Here is a 15915-nt window from a genome sequence, read left to right on the forward strand (position 1 = left end):
CTTTGCGAATGGACTGACCACACTCTGTTAGTGAGTTTCGAAGGTTAATCTTCGGAATATTGCTTATTGTCATTTTGACTCCTTATTTATGGTTTTAAATACTGGCGCGTAACAGCATCTCCTATTGTGCGCCTGAAGAATATTAATAAATAATTGGCACTTTGTAACGAACTAAACCCTATAAAATGGAACTATTCAAATAAAAAAGGCTTTCGATAGACACATGGCTTTAGTTATCCCAGTCATCCTTTGCGGTGGGTCAGGCACCAGACTTTGGCCTTTATCGCGTTCCGGATTTCCTAAGCAGTTTTTAGTTTTGTCGGGTGATGGTTCTTCTGAAAGCCTATTTCAGCAAGCGGTAGATAGAATTAACTCCGCTGCTAGTCCAGATATAAAGCTTGGCAATACATTGGTAGTGACTAATGAAGACCATCGATTCTTGGTATTAGATCAATTGCGCGATTTGCCCTCCATTCATTCAACTTTATTGCTTGAACCAGTTGGACGAAATACAGCACCTGCATTAAGTATGGCTGCACTATGTGCACAGCAACTATCGAATAGCGAAGATCCTATTTTGGTGATTACACCCGCAGACCAAACCATTCAAAATCAAAACGCTTTCACCAAGGCATTACGGGATTGCATTCGATCTGTAGAGGTTACGCCAAACTCAATTGCTATTTTGGGTATTACACCAACCACACCAGAAACGGGATATGGTTATATTCAGCGCGCAGTAAGTAAGGATGTCAATGGTGCTTACGAGGTCAAACGTTTCGTGGAGAAGCCTAATAGCAAGACTGCAGAGATCTATCTGGCCGAGGGCTCATACCTCTGGAATAGCGGCATGTTTGTTATGAAAGCGAGTACATGGTTATCTTGTATCAAAGAGTTTCGTCCTGATATTGATGGCGCCACACGTAATGCATGGCAAGCAAAGTCTGAAGATAGCTCGGGTGGAGTGAGTTTCATTCGCCCAGGAAAGGCTGAGTTTGAAGCTGTTCCAAGCGAGTCGATTGACTATGCAGTCATTGAAAAATGTCCGCAATCCCATTTCCCTATAAAGATGATAGAGCTAAATGCGGGTTGGAGTGATCTGGGCGCATGGGATGCAGTCTGGCAAGTAGGTAAGCAGGATGCAAATGGTAATGTCACGAGTGGCGATACATTGCTTGCAAATACTAAAAACTCTTTAGTGCATGCTAGTAGCCGCTTAGTAAGTGCTGTTGGCATTGAAAACTTGGTCATTGTGGAAACCGCAGACGCAGTTTTAATTGCTAATCGCCAAAATAGTCAGGATGTTAAAAACATTGTTAGCCAACTTGATCTGCAGGGGCGCGAAGAAAAGAGTTTACATCGCAAAGTATCAAGGCCTTGGGGTTGGTATGATAGTGTAGACGAGGGCGAGCGTTTTAAGGTTAAGCGCATCCAGGTGAAGCCTGGCGCAAGCCTCTCATTGCAAATGCATCACCATAGGGCCGAACACTGGATTGTTGTGAGGGGTATAGCGGAGATTACCAATGGCGATCAAGTGGTAACTTTAAAAGAAAATGAAAGTACATTTATCCCCCAAGGACAAACTCATCGCTTAGCTAATCCTGGCAACACACCACTCGAAATTATTGAAGTGCAGTCAGGCAGTTATTTGGGTGAAGACGATATTATAAGATTTGAAGATACATACGGAAGAAGTTAAAAAATGAGCATTAGCATTCATGACAAAAAAATAGCACTCATTACCGGCATTACTGGGCAAGACGGCTCTTACCTTGCAGAGTTCTTGTTAGAAAAAGGATATATTGTTCATGGCATCAAACGTCGATCATCCTCCTTTAATACCGAACGTATTGATCACCTTTATCAAGATCCCCATATAAATCATCCTGATTTGATCTTGCATTATGGTGATCTCACGGATACTAGTAATTTGGTACGGATTATTCAAGAATGCCAGCCAGATGAAATCTATAACTTAGGCGCACAAAGTCACGTAGCCGTTTCATTTGAGTCTCCTGAATACACGGCTGACGTAGATGCCATCGGACCATTGCGTATTTTGGAAGCTATTCGTATTTTGGGTTTAGAAAAGAAAACTCGGTTTTACCAAGCATCTACTTCTGAGCTGTATGGTTTAGTGCAAGAAATTCCGCAAAAAGAAACCACTCCTTTTTATCCAAGAAGTCCCTATGCAGTAGCTAAGCTTTATGCCTATTGGATTACCGTTAATTATCGCGAGGCTTATGGGATGTATGCCTGTAATGGCATTCTCTTTAATCATGAATCTAAGCGACGCGGGGAGACCTTTGTTACGCGCAAAGTCACTCGTGGACTAGCCAATATCGCTCAAGGTCTAGAAAAATGCCTATTTATGGGTAATATTGATGCATTGCGCGATTGGGGGCATGCAAAAGACTATGTTCGAATGCAATGGCTCATGCTTCAGCAAGAACAGCCATCTGATTTTGTTATTGCCACAGGCGTTCAATTTACTGTGCGTGAATTTATTATTCGGAGTGCGAAACAATTAGGTATTAACCTTAAATTTGAAGGCATTGCTGAAAATGAGAAGGCCATTGTTGCATCCATTGAAGGTGATAAAGCCCCGGCCCTCAAGGTGGGGGACGTGATTGTACAAATTGATCCTCGCTACTACCGACCTACTGAAGTGGAAACATTGCTCGGCGATCCTGCAAAGGCAAAAGCAGAGCTTGGTTGGGTGCCTGAAATTACTCTTGACCAGATGATTGTAGAAATGGTTGCTAACGACTTAGATAAAGCTAAACAGCATGCCTTACTACTCAAGCATGGACATAGCGTCTCTGTTGGTAAGGAAAATTAAATGCGTAGCACGATTATTGGAGTGCTTGATTAATGTCTGCAGATTTAAAGCAAAAGATTTATGTAGCTGGCCACCGAGGCATGGTCGGCGCAGCTATTGTTCGCGCTCTAAAAGAAAAGGGATATCAGAATATTGTGACCCGAACGCATGCTGAACTCGATTTAACGAATCAGGAGGCAGTGAAATCTTTTTTTGAGTCTGAGAAGCCGGCCCAAGTATATTTAGCGGCTGCAAAAGTGGGCGGTATTTATGCTAACAATACTTTTCCAGCGCAATTTATTTATGAAAATTTGATGATGCAAAATAATGTCATTCATCAAGCCTTCGTATCCGGTGTAAAAAAACTTCTATTTTTGGGATCTAGCTGTATTTATCCAAGACTGGCTAAACAGCCAATGAGTGAGGATGATCTATTGACTGGAAAATTAGAGCCAACAAATGAGCCCTATGCGATTGCAAAGATTGCTGGAATTAAGATGTGTGAAAGCTACAACCGTCAGTATGGCATGACGCATGGTATTGAATATAGATCGGTAATGCCTACCAATCTATATGGTCCAGGCGATAACTATCACCCAGAAAATAGCCATGTAATTCCTGCACTCATTAGGAGATTTCATGAGGCTAAGGTAACCAACGCACCTGAAGTGGTCATTTGGGGCACGGGGAGTCCAAAGAGAGAATTTTTGTATGTAGATGATATGGCTGCAGCTTCAGTGTTTGTGATGGACCTAGATGAGTCTATTTATGGACAGCAAACTAGCTCAATGCAAAGCCATATTAATGTGGGCTTCGGTTCTGATGTGACCATTGCAGAGCTAGCTAGTACCATTGGCAAGGTGATTGGATATCAGGGCAATATCAGTTACGACTCCACAAAGCCCGACGGCGCTCCAAGAAAATGGATGGATTCCTGCCGTTTGAATAAGTTGGGTTGGAATCCCAAGGTTGATTTGGAGCAGGGGTTGCTGCTGGCTTATGCTGATTTTCAGAAAATAAATTCTCAATAAAACCCTTTATCAACATGATCATTTCCAATGCTCTATTGGGACAGCAGAAGCCGAAAGTTCCTAATTGGGTGATTTGGGTGCAATGCATTGCTTTCGTAGCTCTCTACGCGGTGTGGATATTGCCGGAAGTAGTGGGCGTACGTAATACGACTCTCATTGTGGGCGCACTTTTTGGTGCCTATGTCATTTTTCAATATAAAGAGTTATTTCTCAAGAAAAACGCATTCCCAGGCTATTTCCTCCTCATGTTATTTGCTTGGGCTACGTTGCACCTATTATTCATATCCCACGACTTTAATGCGCAATGGCGTGAATATTTACGAATCTGGAAGTACGCAGTCATTGGGTTTATTTTTGCGTTGGGTCTTGGTTTATCGCTTGCAATGAGTCGGGATAAGAAATATTGGAATGTGATTTATTTTGGAATGTGTATTCCAGTCACTATCTATGTTGTTAAATTTCTACTCACTACCTATGGTCCAAGCTTTGGATATATTGCTCCTAATTATTTGCAGATATACCAAAGTTCCGCTCCTTTTTATATTCCAAAGTCGGACTACATTCCATTTTGCCTGCCTGCTTTAGCGATTGCACTAGGGGAGATAAAGCATATTTTGCAAACTAAACAGTTAAATATGTTTGCAAGTCTATGGAAAATGCTCCCTTATTTAGTGGTAATTTTTATGACTCTTTTGCTGTTTTACGTACAAACCATGAAGAATGGTTTTCTGTATGTACTTCTTTGCGTGATAGTTTTTGTTGGATTTCTATTATTTGAAAAATCTACCAAGTCTATAAGACAAAGAATATTTCTCGCATTAGCGGGAGTGCTTATAACTAGCGTTGTCATGTTTGTGCATGTCCAACAAAATGCGCCGTGGAAAGCCTTAATGGCAGATGCAAAGATTGCAATCCAATTGGATAAATATGACAACTGGAAATATAACGAACGCAAAGGACTGCCAAAAAATGAGTTTGGACTTCAAGTATTCGGAACCAACTATCAAAGAATTGCGTGGGGTATTGCTGGCACTCAATTAAGCTTAGAAAACCCTTTGGGTTACGGTTTAATTGAAGACTCATTTTCTAAGCTTGCCAAGGAAAAGTGGCCAGATTCCGTAGATCTTTCTCATACTCATAGCGGTTGGTTGGATATTGCATTGGCTATTGGATTGCCAGGTCTTGCGCTTATATTGATGACATTGCTAATGCTCATTTGGCAAAGTTTTCAGGTCTCCTACCCATGGGGTGGTTTTGTATTTTGGTCTCTTCTTTCTATATTATTTCTTTGGATTACTACCGAGGCCGCCCAAACAATTACTTTTGTAGGCTTGATATTTTGGCTTTCATTCTGCACCGGGTTGGTTCAAGAGCAATCTTGTCAATCTGATTCCTTAAGGAAGATCTTATGAATATCCTTCTCACTGGTGGCGCAGGATATATTGGTAGTCATACGGCAGTTACCCTCACTGAAGCGGGTCATCAGATAGTTATTTTTGATAATTTTTGTAACAGCGATAAAAGTGTCTTAGATCGCTTGGAGAGAATTTTAAAAAAACGCCTGCCTTTGATTGATGGTGATGTCCGTAATACGGCGCTCATCGCTCAAACCCTCGAAAAATTTCAAATTGATACGGTGATCCATTTTGCCGGCCTCAAGGCTGTAGGTGAATCAGTTGATAGACCCATTGAGTACTATGCCAATAATGTCCAGGGAACGATTAGTCTGCTTGAGGCTATGAGCTTGGTAAATGTCAAAAGTTTAGTATTTAGTTCAAGTGCAACCGTTTACGGTGATCCACAATACTTACCCATTGATGAAGAACATCCTACTAGCGCAACCAATGCCTATGGACGCAGCAAGCTTCACATTGAGGAAATGTTAAAAGATGTGGCTAACTCGGATCGCGAATGGAAAATCATTTGCTTAAGATATTTCAATCCAGTGGGCGCCCATGAATCTGGGCTGATTGGAGAAGATCCTAATGGGATTCCTAATAATCTGGTTCCTTATATTGCACAAGTGGCAATTGGTAATTTAGAAAAACTCAGTGTTTATGGAGGCGATTACCCAACGCTTGATGGAACTGGAGTGAGAGATTACATCCACGTCATGGATTTAGCCGAGGGGCATTTGGCTGCATTAAATTATCTTTCGACTAATCCCGGTTGGATTGCGGTCAATTTAGGCGCTGGTAAGGGCATTAGTGTTCTTGAAGTTCTCAATGAATACGAAAAGGCTTCAGCAAAGTCAATACGCTATTCGATTGAAAAAAGACGTGCTGGCGATATCGCATCTTGTTTTGCTAAAGTAGATAAAGCCAAGAAAATTCTTGGCTGGCAAACAAAACGCAATGTTCATGACATGTGCGCTTCAGGATGGTTGTGGCAACAATACCGGAAAAATCTACCTTAATTGAAGCTAGAAACTTTTTTTGACCCGATACAATATAAGGCCTTATTTCAAAGCCAATTAGCTCGTAATATTTTTACGAATTACTTGGCGGTAATTTGGATGGGAGGGTTATCTATCCTACTGATTCCCTTTTATTTGAAATTTTTAGGTTCGGAACAGTGGGGAATAGTGGCCATATGCATGGCTCTTCAAGGTTTTTTTAATCTATTGGATGCGGGCTTGGCGCAAATTATGCCAAGGGACGTCGCTAGAGTTTCACACGATCCTGATGCCTGTCTAAAAACATATGTTATTTACCAAAGAACTTATCTGTTTTTAGCCTTAAGTGGTTTTCTCATTGGGCAGTTCTCTGTCCCTTGGTTAGTGGATCATTGGTTTAGTGGGGGCAACTCATTTAGCGCTCAAGATAGTTGGGCATTTCATTTGGTGATCGTTCAATTTTTATTTCAGTTTTCTAATAATGCCAATATTGGTTATTGGAATGGAAAACAACTTCAAGCTATGGCCAATTTTCGACAATGCGCTTTTGGCTCTTTAAAACATTTTGGAGCGCTCAGTCTCGTCTATTTTTGGCAGGCCGATGCTATCGCGTATCTCATCCCATTTACTGTGGTGTCTGCTTTTGAATTTTTCACAAATAGACATGCTATTTCTCAATCCCTAAAGGGCTCTCATGCGCAGCCCATTGATTGGATGGATTATAAAAAATTAGGAAGTGAAGGGGGTATGTTGTTTGTAGGCGTGCTCATTGGCATGCTTGCTTCGCAAATGGATCGCATTGTCTTATCAAAGTATGTCGATGTGGCATCCTTTGGTATCTACGTAATTGTAGCTAATTTAGGTTTGGCGGTGATGCAATTACAGCACCCTTTGGTAAGGGCCTTTTTACCGCGGATGACTCAAGATCTTGCCGGTAACAATAAGTCCTCATTCAGAAGGCTGGCCTTTGGAATGACTTTCCTTTGTATTGTGCCTTGTCTGGTTTTGGCCTTATTGTCACCCTGGATTCTTAAGGTGTGGATCGGAAATCCTGAAGTAGTTTCCGAAGGTTCCCTTGTTCTAAGTCTACTTTTTTGCGCGGTAGCATGTAATGCGATTTATCAGCTTATCTACCAGCGAGTTTTAGTTAGCGGTGATGGTAGGTGGGTTATCAAAACAAACGCAGTGATTCTGATATTAATTTTGCCTCTTATATTGTCTATAGTTTCAATTTTTGGAATTACAGCGGGCGGCATATACTGGCTAGCCATGACATTCTTGCAGTTAATCTTTGGTTTGCTATGGTTAAATATGCAATCTAGAGCGACAAAAGACTAAATAAACATGTTCTTTCAACATAAAATTTTATCAATTAAGGCGGGCGATAAAGTCTTGGAAATTGGTCCGGGTGCCACACCGCATCCAAGAGCCAATACATTTCTAGAATACCGGTTTCTTGATGAGAATGAGGCAATTGAGCAAAGGGGCGATATAAAAGCCTCTCCAAATTTTCAAGGTCGACCAGTTATTTATTATTCTGGAGAAAAGTTTCCATTCAACGACGGGGAATTTGACTATGTAATAGCTTCGCATGTTCTTGAGCACGTTCCCAACCCTGAAGTATTTATGTCGGAGATCTACCGAGTGGGAGGCGGGAGAGGATACTTAGAGTTCCCATTGCCTCCTTATGAGTATTTATTCAATTTCGATGTACATACGCAATTTGTGTGGTTTGATCTGCAAGAGTGCGTGATTAAATATTTACCAAAACGAAAAACTGCATTATCTCAATTTAACTCTATTTCTTCTGAAATGCGCACGGCCCTTGAGTTGGGTTGGGATGACTTAGTGAGCAACAATTTAGAACATTTTTTTATTGGCTTTGAGTATGAGAGCCCAGTTTCAATTATTGAGCAGAAAGACTTGTCGCAATATGACAGTAAATGGCAGCAAAATGGTAATACATTATCTCGTAGACTGATTAGAAAGTTCTCTCGTTTAATTAAACTATTGGGGCTCGGTAGGAGCTAATTCTACCTATGAATCTCAATGATTATTACTAAACTAAATGGAGGGTTGGGCAATCAATTATTTCAGTATGCTGCTGGGCGCTCACTTGCAGATCACCACAATACTGAGTTAATTCTTGATTTAGAGTGGTTTAAGAATGCTCCAGTTGGAAATACTCGCAGAAAGTTTGAGCTAGGTAAATATCCTATTATTGCTAGAGTAGCCTCACCAAAAGAAGTTGCTGCTTTTACTTTTTATCACGGTAGGGTTCTGCGCAGAATTCCTTTTTTACCGCGCCTTTGGAAATATCAACGTGAAAAACACTTTCAATATGATCCGTGCTTTTTTAACTTTGCTAATAATTGTTATTTAGATGGATATTGGCAGAGTCATCTATATTTCGATGATATCGGAGGGTCCCTTAGGGCTCAATTACAGCCCAATATAGAGCCTGGACCCGCTAATCAAAAACTTTTGGATGAGATAGCTATCGAAAATTCGGTTGCAGTTCACATTCGTCGAGGTGATTACTTAACTAATCCTAGCGCATCGAGTCACCATGGAGTATGTTCTCTAGATTACTATCAACAAGCGGTTGAGCAGATTACCTCAAAGGTAGCAAATCCACATTTTTATGTATTTTCGGATGACCTTGCTTGGGCTCGTGAAAATTTAATCTTCCATTTTCCAGTAACATTTGTTGGGCATAACCTTGCAGAGCAATCTTTTCAAGATTTGCATTTGATGTCGCACTGCAAACACCAAATTATTGCCAATAGTAGCTTTAGTTGGTGGGGTGCTTGGCTTAATTCCAATCCTGAAAAGATTGTAATTCACCCTAAAAGATGGTTCTTGGTGAATAAAGATACGAGCACTTTGTTTCCTTCTACTTGGCTTGGAATATGATGCGGGATGACCCCCTCTTTTCCATCATTATTCCGATCTTTAATCGCTCCTGGCAATTAAGGCGATCATTAGAGTCTTTGAAGTCTCAAACCTTTAAAGATTTTGAGGTCATCGTTTGTGATGATGGCTCTACTGAAGATATTGCCTCGGTCGTAAAAGAATTTGAGCAGACACTAGACATTGGACTTAATCAAATTCCAAACTGGGGCGGTCCCGCTAAACCCAGAAATGAAGGTTTAAAACTTGCACAGGGCGAATGGATTGCTTTCTTGGATTCAGATGATTGGTGGGATGAAAATCGCTTAGAGGCGGTTGCACAAGCCTTAAGTGAAAGCGTAGATTTTCTCTATCATCCCTTAAGGGTGATTAGGGAATTTGACTCTGGTAGCTCTCGAGAAAAACGCTCACGCTTAGGGGATCCTCTAAATGGTGATCCTTTTCAGCAAATGCTTTTGTTGGGCAACCCAATCCCAACCTCAGCTGCGGTAGTGAGAAAAGATCTGATTCTTTCTCATGGTGGCATGTCTGAGGAGAGGGGTTTAATTGCACTTGAGGATTTTGATTGTTGGCTCCGACTGGCAAGTTCGGGAGCCCATTTTTATTTTCTCAATCAATGCTTAGGTAATTACTGGGTGGGGTCTGATGCCATCAGCACTATCTCCCCTAAACAGATTGATGGTCAAAAGCTTCTTTATCAAAGGATAGAGTCTCGAATTAATCAAACCGTCATTCGGAGCGCATTAGGCCGCCAAAATTATGTATTGGGTTTACTCTACTTCAAAATTGGAAATCCTCATTTAGCATTTAAGCATTTGAAATTAGCATGCCCTCTGAGTTCTTGGAAGTTGCTGACTAAGCGTTGGGTGCTGATTGGTTTTTCCTTAATTAAAATGGCTGAAATGAAGCTCCATTATTTTTTGACTGGTGCTCATTAGTGCGAATTACATTAATTTCACGTTCTTGGCCGCCATTTGAGCGCTCTGGGGTATCGCTCAGTGCTTTCAGCCATGCTCGGATACTGCTCAAACAGGGCCATGAGGTTTCTATTATTGGCGCCATGCAGGGGCTAGATGCAATTTCGCTCTCATTAACTAGTAGAGTTCAAATTCCTGCATCTGGGTCGGGCGCGCTGTACTCACCAGTTCAGCTCGATAAAAATAGACTAAAACAAGTGCTCTCTGAAAATAAACCCGATCTAGTTATTGTTGAGGCTTGGCAAACTGCTTTAACCGATAGCGCGATTGAGATTGCCTCTGAATTGCATATCCCTATTTTGATGATTAGTCACGGAATCTCTTTGCATCCTTATGAGAATTCGCTTTCTCAATTTTTGCGTTCAATAGCATGGTTGCCGTATCGTATTTTCAAGCTTCCTCGCTTGATGAAAAAGTTGAGTGCGATTACCACCCTAGACGATCAATCCACTTCCAATAGATTTGCAGATCGAGATCTTGCAAAGGGAATGGGCGTCCCATTAGCAGTGCTCAAAAATTTTCCAGCCCATGAAATTAAATTGAATGTGCCTAGGGTAGAGCGCAAAATTCAGATCCTCGTGATAGGTTATTTTTCTTCGGTCAAAAATCAGCTTGCTGCCATACAACTGTTGTCTCGCTTAGAAAACCACATTAGCTGTCGTTTTATTGGTGATCGTCAGGGCAGATATTTTGAGGCATGCCAAAAACTTGTTTCTCAATTGAAGCTTCAAAATCGAATTAGCTTTTTACAGGATGATGAGTGCAATATTGCTCAAGAGATTGCTGAAAGTCTTTTGGTATTCTCACCATCCATTACTGAGGCATTACCAATGACCCTAATCGAGGCAATGGCTTGCGGCACCCCCTTTGTCGCAACGAGCGTTGGGGCTGTTAGTAGTTTTAAGGGGGGCATTTTGGCCAATACTGCGGATGAGCAATTGAAGGCCCTTCAGATCTTGATAGATATCCCAGAACTCTGGGAAACATATTCTGTGGCCGGTGAAAAACAATATCAAGCAGATTTTACGGAGGCAGCAATTTCAATTCAGTTGACCAATGCAATTGATCTTGCAGCTCAAGGGTATTCCAACATTAAAGGCTAATCTTGAGTACTTTGTATACTTTTCCTGGTGGATTTTGTGTGTTGATGGCGCTTTATGGCAAAGATAAGCCGACTTTATTTAAAAGGGCTTTGGCTAGTGTATTTGCCAATACCCTATTGCCTGACCAATGCATTGTGGTGATTGACGGACCTCTTCCAGCCGAGTTAGAGAATTTGGTTGGTCAACTCAAGGTTGATTACCCTCTAATTGAATTTATTGTCTTACCCCACAATGTTGGATTGGCTAAAGCCCTTAATGTTGGATTAAAGATGGTTAACTACCCTTGGGTTGTCAGGGCAGATTCGGATGATGTGAATTTGCCGATACGCTTTGAAGTCTTGGCAAAAACCCTAGATCAGCAGCCTGATTTGAAGCTCTTCGGTAGTGCCATATTGGAAATTGACGAGAATGAAAAGCCGCTGACTATGAGAGAAGTTCCTTGCAATGAGAAAGATATTCGCCAATTTGCTAAGACTCGTAACCCTTTTAACCATATGGCGGTGGCATATAGTCTTGAGGCTGTTTTGGCTTGTGGTTCTTACCCCAGTATTTTTCTCAAAGAGGATTACGGTTTATGGTGCCGCTTTTTAGAAAAACAATTTCCAGTAGCCAATATCAAAGAAGTGCTAGTACATGCTTCTGCTGGCATAGGGATGTTTCGTCGGCGGGGAGGAGTGGGTTATGCTAAATCTGAATGGCAGATTCAAAAAGTGTTGGTGGAATCTGGCTTGAAGGGAAGAGTACGAGCGGTATTGGATGGAGCGATACGCGCTATCTTCTTTTTAATACCATCGAGTGTGCGGGGCTTTCTGTATGTGCGACTCTTGCGTAAGCCAGCTGCAAAAGAGTCCGTTTAAAAATGCTTCAGAGTTTTTGGCGCTTACTTTAACCACCGTGGCGTATTAAATTGCACGATGCTGCGATAGATATAAACGTAAGATATGCAAAATAGAAGGCTGAAAGCTTCTAGCATCCAAGTATTATTCCACCAAAGTGCCGCAGGAAATACTGCAAGGCTAGATAAAACCCATAGAAATGGAGATGTTCTCGCATTGCTGGAAAAAAAAGGATTTTTTTGATCGGGATTTATCCAACGTGCAATCCGGCCATAAATGAGCATATGCAAATGCGTACCATCTGGCAATCCAGGATTCATTTTTTTGATAACCTTTTTTCTCCAAATAGAAAATAGAGTTTCAAAAATAGGGTATATGTTAATCAGACAGGCAAACCAAGGAGAAACGTCAGGGTTACGCATAATTAATAAAATAGACAGAGCGCCAATCCAAAAGCCGATTAGATATGCGCCACCATCACCCAGAAAAATCAATCCGCGTGGGAAATTCCAGATGAAAAATCCCATGATGCTACCGATAGTGGTAACCGCTATAAAAACCAACGCATAGTCATGATTACGAAAGGCGACATAGCCAATTGCTGTTAATGTAATCATGGCCACCATACAGGCAAGACCATTAAAGCCGTCAATAATATTGTACGAGTTTGTTAAGCCTGCAATCATGAGGCACGACAAGCTAGCCGCCACTATCGGAAAGCTTAGGATAGGATCAATCCAAGCAACTGAAATGGTGGTAATGGAGGTATGAAGAACCCAGTAAGCCAAAATACCAGATCCAAAACAGGCGCTTAATCTTGTCAACGGACTAATGCGTTTAGTGGCATCTTCAATTAATCCAGAAAGAAAGGCTGGTAGTGCGCAGATTAACATTTGTAGCATCAAGATGCCACTCGGCCAATCGGACAATAGTCGAACCAGTGCACCAGCAAGGAGTGCTGAGAAAATAGCAACTCCACCAATGCGCGGGACCGCAACGGTATGAAATTTCTGCGGCCCATCAAAATTATTATCCGTTGAAAAGCTCTCGTGAATAAATCGATAACGCACAATCAGCGCTGTCAATAGACAAGAAAGTACAAAAGCAACAAATAAGGCGGCCATTTAAAATCCAAGGCAATGTTAGGTGGTAAGATTGATCATTAAAACATGATCATCCAATTTTCAAATAATTTTGAGGTCTTAGGGGAATTGATCAATATCAAAAAGTTAAATATAAACATAAATGATAGAAGAGTCATTTATGCCATGCTATTCCCGGTGTTGCTATTTGTGATACAAGCCATAGTGGCGGCTAATTCACATCTCAATAATGTATTAAATTATTACCTAACTTTTCTTATTTCCTATTGCTTATTTTTTTCATTAGCCTATAAATTTACTAAAAAAGCTGAAAAAAATCAGCCTATCGAAGCTGCTTATTGGCTATTTAACTTTTTCTTGCTATTGAAATTAATTGTTATTGTGTATTTTTCATTGATTTTTGCCGAATATATAAGTCAAAATGGGTATTTGGGTATTCGTGGATATATGACTAGTGAAGCCATAAAAAATAATTCATTTTATTATGCGCCATTAATGTATTTAGATTCGTATATATTATCCCCTTTAAATTACATTGCCATTATTTTCTTTATTCAAACTAAGAAATTTGTTAAATTAATACTTTTGGCTTTAGAGATTATTATCCACTTTTCGTTATTCTACGCATCTAGAATGATTATATATAATTTCTTTATATTATTTATTATATATAGTTTGTATGCTGGTCAATGGAAAAAGGGATACACAGTTGCGCTATTTGTATTGGGTATCAGCTTAGCAACTGTATTACAAATGAATCGTGACAAGGACCCCTTTTTTTTGAGTCTAAGTCACAATTAGCTTCCAGTCTAGCAAGTTTTAATAGTGTGATTGCATACCATGAAGTGCCGCCATTCATTTTAAGTAAAATAAAAGAGAGGTCCGAGCTATTTAATAGCCCTATTAGACATAGTTTGGCGACTTTTGGATTTATATCTGACCCTTTCGTAGCTTTATTTGTTAAGGATAATTCGCGACAATATATGGACTCAAAGCTGATGAGTCAAGAAACTCAAAAATTTACGATAGAACATAAAGGTAATATTTATAATGGGTTTACAACCTTTTTATGGCCAGCTATCTATGACTTTGGGTTTTGGGGGCCAATAATATATGGGATATTTTTTGGTACTGTGCTAGGTTGGTCCCTAAAGTGTCGAGATCTTAGCCGGCAATTAATTTTTATTATTACCTCTTTCTTTATCTATTTCAATTCATTCACCTTTTTTATTACTGGAGACTGGTTTATTGTCCTTTTAATAGGCTATTTCTTTTACAGAAAAAATAATGTGAATTCGAAGTCTCCATTTAATGCATGAGTATTTAATCGGTTGCCTAATTTGCAGGGTTGATCTATTGAGGTATGGTCTTTAACCCAATTAAGTCAAAGTTAAGCAACAATTAATTGCGTAGTTCCTTAATCAATTGGCAACATTTGCAGTTATTTTGGTAAACTAAACTTGTGTGCTTTTAGCTGAATATTTTTTGTTAAGGTGGGATATGAAAATTAGTAAAATTGTTACAACAGGTTTTTCTGCCTTAGCCCTATGCTTAGGTCCATGGTTAGCTCAAAATGCTTTTGCGCAGTCCGATGCTGCGGCCCTATCTGGTAGCGGTGTTACTGCAACGGTAACACCAAGCACAACGGATGCAGCAGGTGCAGCACTTCTTCAGACAGGTGGCGGGACTACTGGTGCAGCAGGTGCGGCAGGTGCTACCGCAGCAGCAGCTGGAGGTTTATCTACCTTAGCTATTGTTGGCGGCGTTGTGGTGGTTGGCGCAGCGGTAGCTATTGGAGCATCTGGTGGCGGCGGCGGCGGCGGTAGTTCTGGCACGACCGGTACACGGTAATTCATTGAATGATGAAACCCCCCACTGTGTAGTGGGGGGTTTCATTTTTTAGAAGCAGCGTTTGCTAAGCTCATGAATCTATGTGAGTTCTTGATGGTCTCCTTTTGTGCCAACCCGATTAAACTCTAAGCCGCGCTTTTGTAGCGCTCTCTTCACCCTCGCTCTTTTAATCAACCTTAGTGGCTGCGTAGGAGAGAAACAATCCCTTATTTGGGATACTTTCAAGCTGGGTATTTTAGGCAATGACAGTCTCATTGATCAGGCGAATTTAAATCCCAGTTACCGTTACTTACGTGCTGATGTCAATGGCAACCCTGCGCTTTTAGTGCTCGGTTATGAAAATACTAAAGCGGGTAGTGCCATTGAAACTTGGTACTCAAGTAGTAAAGAGGTTTTACAGCTAGAGGGTGGGCGCCTAGCCGGAACGGGTGGCCTGGATACCAATTGGACAGACGTTTCTTTAATGGATGCACCCGCCATTACTTCACCAGAACTCTTTCCCAGTGATGACAGCAACACAGCAAAAGGAAAGCGCAATCCAAAACTCTTTTTCTTTCGTATCCGTAGTGTTATGCCGCAATACATAGTTAATATTCGTGAGGCCGTGGTGATGCAGGGCTTAAATGAAGCTCCAGAAGACGCACCAAAAGTATTGCGTGATCCTGCAAATAATTTAAATCTAAGATGGGTTCAAGAAACGGTTGTACTCCAGCCAAATAATCCAAGTTTGCCAACTCTGAAGGCAATTTATGCCTACGACAAAGCTACGAAAAAGATTATCTTTGGCCGTCAATGTTTAAATGAAAAAGAATGCCTATCCTGGCTTGCATGGCCATACCCTCAAGGGCAATCACAAGTGAGAGCAGTACGATGAGGGAAGTATTG

15 protein-coding genes are annotated in these 15915 nt (G+C 40.9%); 14 read left to right on the top strand and 1 reads right to left on the bottom strand.

Translation table 11 applies throughout. The annotated features are described in order from the left end of the window. Positions 1-223 precede the first annotated feature (223 nt). Genes ICV90_RS01645 through ICV90_RS01695 form a run of 11 tightly spaced genes read left to right on the top strand, consistent with a single transcriptional unit; the run spans position 224 to position 12097 of the window. Positions 224-1699 (top strand): mannose-1-phosphate guanylyltransferase/mannose-6-phosphate isomerase, encoded by a 1476-nt coding sequence (locus ICV90_RS01645; RefSeq protein ID WP_215359141.1) that lies wholly within the window; start codon positions 224-226, stop codon positions 1697-1699. 3 nt (positions 1700-1702) lie between these two features. Beyond that, positions 1703-2842, top strand: coding sequence for a GDP-mannose 4,6-dehydratase (gene gmd / locus ICV90_RS01650; RefSeq protein ID WP_215359143.1), 1140 nt, complete (start codon positions 1703-1705; stop codon positions 2840-2842). A 32-nt stretch (positions 2843-2874) separates the two neighbouring features. Next, a complete protein-coding gene (locus ICV90_RS01655; RefSeq protein ID WP_215359145.1) occupies positions 2875-3852 on the top strand; it encodes a GDP-L-fucose synthase in 978 nt (325 codons plus the stop codon). 14 nt (positions 3853-3866) lie between these two features. Then, entirely contained in the window at positions 3867-5264 is a 1398-nt protein-coding gene (locus tag ICV90_RS01660; RefSeq protein ID WP_215359147.1) for an O-antigen ligase family protein, read from the top strand. Beyond that, positions 5261-6268, top strand: a complete 1008-nt coding sequence (gene galE, locus ICV90_RS01665; RefSeq protein WP_215359149.1) for a UDP-glucose 4-epimerase GalE — start codon at positions 5261-5263, stop codon at positions 6266-6268. The genes ICV90_RS01660 and galE overlap by 4 nt, the downstream gene beginning before the upstream one ends. Beyond that, the gene (locus ICV90_RS01670; protein WP_215359151.1) at positions 6269-7585 is read left to right on the top strand and encodes a lipopolysaccharide biosynthesis protein; all 1317 of its coding nucleotides are present in this window, start codon (positions 6269-6271) and stop codon (positions 7583-7585) included. It begins immediately after the preceding gene. Between the two features lie 6 nt (positions 7586-7591). Then, complete coding sequence (locus tag ICV90_RS01675; RefSeq protein ID WP_215359153.1) at positions 7592-8278, top strand: class I SAM-dependent methyltransferase; 687 nt, start codon at positions 7592-7594, stop codon at positions 8276-8278. A gap of 18 nt (positions 8279-8296) precedes the next feature. Beyond that, positions 8297-9163 carry an alpha-1,2-fucosyltransferase gene (locus ICV90_RS01680; protein ID WP_215359155.1) on the top strand — a complete coding sequence of 289 codons (867 nt, stop codon included), beginning with the start codon at positions 8297-8299 and terminating at the stop codon, positions 9161-9163. Beyond that, positions 9160-10098 carry a glycosyltransferase family A protein gene (locus tag ICV90_RS01685; RefSeq protein WP_215359157.1) on the top strand — a complete coding sequence of 313 codons (939 nt, stop codon included), beginning with the start codon at positions 9160-9162 and terminating at the stop codon, positions 10096-10098. The genes ICV90_RS01680 and ICV90_RS01685 overlap by 4 nt, the downstream gene beginning before the upstream one ends. After that, the gene (locus ICV90_RS01690; protein ID WP_215359159.1) at positions 10098-11240 is read left to right on the top strand and encodes a glycosyltransferase family 4 protein; all 1143 of its coding nucleotides are present in this window, start codon (positions 10098-10100) and stop codon (positions 11238-11240) included. Before ICV90_RS01685 ends, ICV90_RS01690 begins: the two co-directional genes overlap by 1 nt. Before the next feature lie 2 nt (positions 11241-11242). Then, on the top strand, positions 11243-12097 hold the full coding sequence (locus tag ICV90_RS01695; RefSeq protein WP_215359161.1) for a glycosyltransferase: 855 nt from the start codon (positions 11243-11245) through the stop codon (positions 12095-12097). Positions 12098-12120: 23 nt separating this feature from the next. On the opposite strand, the gene ICV90_RS01700 is transcribed toward ICV90_RS01695, so the two are convergent. Then, complete coding sequence (locus ICV90_RS01700; protein ID WP_215359162.1) at positions 12121-13200, bottom strand: glycosyltransferase; 1080 nt, start codon at positions 13198-13200, stop codon at positions 12121-12123. 45 nt (positions 13201-13245) lie between these two features. Between ICV90_RS01700 and ICV90_RS01705 the strand changes: the two genes are divergently transcribed. The 3 genes from ICV90_RS01705 to ICV90_RS01715 all read left to right on the top strand — a co-directional run bounded on the left by ICV90_RS01705 (position 13246) and on the right by ICV90_RS01715 (position 15904). Next, a complete protein-coding gene (locus tag ICV90_RS01705; RefSeq protein WP_215359164.1) occupies positions 13246-13980 on the top strand; it encodes a hypothetical protein in 735 nt (244 codons plus the stop codon). Positions 13981-14679: 699 nt separating this feature from the next. Then, positions 14680-15030 (top strand): hypothetical protein, encoded by a 351-nt coding sequence (locus ICV90_RS01710; protein WP_215360500.1) that lies wholly within the window; start codon positions 14680-14682, stop codon positions 15028-15030. Between the two features lie 106 nt (positions 15031-15136). Further along, entirely contained in the window at positions 15137-15904 is a 768-nt protein-coding gene (locus tag ICV90_RS01715) for a YjbF family lipoprotein (protein WP_215359166.1), read from the top strand. Positions 15905-15915 lie beyond the last annotated feature (11 nt).

This window comes from Polynucleobacter sp. JS-JIR-II-b4, from assembly GCF_018687815.1.
GTDB lineage: Bacteria > Pseudomonadota > Gammaproteobacteria > Burkholderiales > Burkholderiaceae > Polynucleobacter.

What these genes read in the sequence shown, in the direction of transcription:
- ICV90_RS01645 (WP_215359141.1), top strand. Translation starts at nt 224, where the DNA reads ATGGCTTTAGTTATCCCAGTCATCCTTTGCGGTGGGTCAGGCACCAGA.
- gmd (WP_215359143.1), top strand. Translation starts at nt 1,703, where the DNA reads ATGAGCATTAGCATTCATGACAAAAAAATAGCACTCATTACCGGCATT.
- ICV90_RS01655 (WP_215359145.1), top strand. Translation starts at nt 2,875, where the DNA reads ATGTCTGCAGATTTAAAGCAAAAGATTTATGTAGCTGGCCACCGAGGC.
- ICV90_RS01660 (WP_215359147.1), top strand. Translation starts at nt 3,867, where the DNA reads ATGATCATTTCCAATGCTCTATTGGGACAGCAGAAGCCGAAAGTTCCT.
- galE (WP_215359149.1), top strand. Translation starts at nt 5,261, where the DNA reads ATGAATATCCTTCTCACTGGTGGCGCAGGATATATTGGTAGTCATACG.
- ICV90_RS01675 (WP_215359153.1), top strand. Translation starts at nt 7,592, where the DNA reads ATGTTCTTTCAACATAAAATTTTATCAATTAAGGCGGGCGATAAAGTC.
- ICV90_RS01680 (WP_215359155.1), top strand. Translation starts at nt 8,297, where the DNA reads ATGATTATTACTAAACTAAATGGAGGGTTGGGCAATCAATTATTTCAG.
- ICV90_RS01685 (WP_215359157.1), top strand. Translation starts at nt 9,160, where the DNA reads ATGATGCGGGATGACCCCCTCTTTTCCATCATTATTCCGATCTTTAAT.
- ICV90_RS01700 (WP_215359162.1), bottom strand. Translation starts at nt 13,200, where the DNA reads ATGGCCGCCTTATTTGTTGCTTTTGTACTTTCTTGTCTATTGACAGCG.
- ICV90_RS01705 (WP_215359164.1), top strand. Translation starts at nt 13,246, where the DNA reads ATGATCATCCAATTTTCAAATAATTTTGAGGTCTTAGGGGAATTGATC.
- ICV90_RS01710 (WP_215360500.1), top strand. Translation starts at nt 14,680, where the DNA reads ATGAAAATTAGTAAAATTGTTACAACAGGTTTTTCTGCCTTAGCCCTA.